This is a genomic window from Brevibacillus sp. MCWH, assembly GCF_013096935.1.
Classification (GTDB): Bacteria; Bacillota; Bacilli; order Brevibacillales; family Brevibacillaceae; genus Brevibacillus; species Brevibacillus aydinogluensis.
Genome location: NZ_SDLF01000116.1, coordinates 1 through 520, shown reverse-complemented (window position 1 = coordinate 520; position 520 = coordinate 1). Strand labels below are relative to the sequence as shown.

Sequence of the window (520 nt, the reverse complement as noted above, 5' to 3'; positions counted from 1 at the left end):
GCAAAATACTTTGGTGGTTATAGAGACTTAAATTTAATAACTAGAAAACAGTTTGTGAAGCTTCTTTTACTGTTGAAGAAAAAGCTCCAAATTCAGGGTTATATTTACTTACCACAACTTCTTACAGCAAATATTGATAAGTACAATAAAAGAACTATAAAAAATAGTAAATTTCTGAATAAAATTGGCTCTTCTAGTATTTATCAAACTCTAATGAATGATAAATATTCAACTTTAGAAGAGTTAAAAAAGTCTAACCTCGTTTTGGACTTACTTTCAGCTGCTATAAACAGCACATTTACTATTGTGGATTATGATAACCCTGAAAAATTAGGAGAACCTTTAGAAATAAACAATTTAGATACATTATCTGATGAGTTTTTAAACTTCATTAACCAAATATAAAAAGAATAGGTTTTTAACCTATTCTTTTTTTAACTTTTTGCGAGGTGTGTTTAATGTCATTAGAATTTAAACAAAAGTTGTGGGAGCATATTGTTGAAAATATACGTCCTTACAG

At 27.3% G+C, this 520-nt stretch carries 1 protein-coding gene; it reads left to right on the top strand.

The features are described from left to right. The coding region (locus tag ETC00_RS19635) for a hypothetical protein (RefSeq protein ID WP_171567724.1) at positions 1–405 on the top strand (405 nt) is incomplete at its 5' end. Between the last annotated feature and the right edge of the window lie 115 nt (positions 406–520).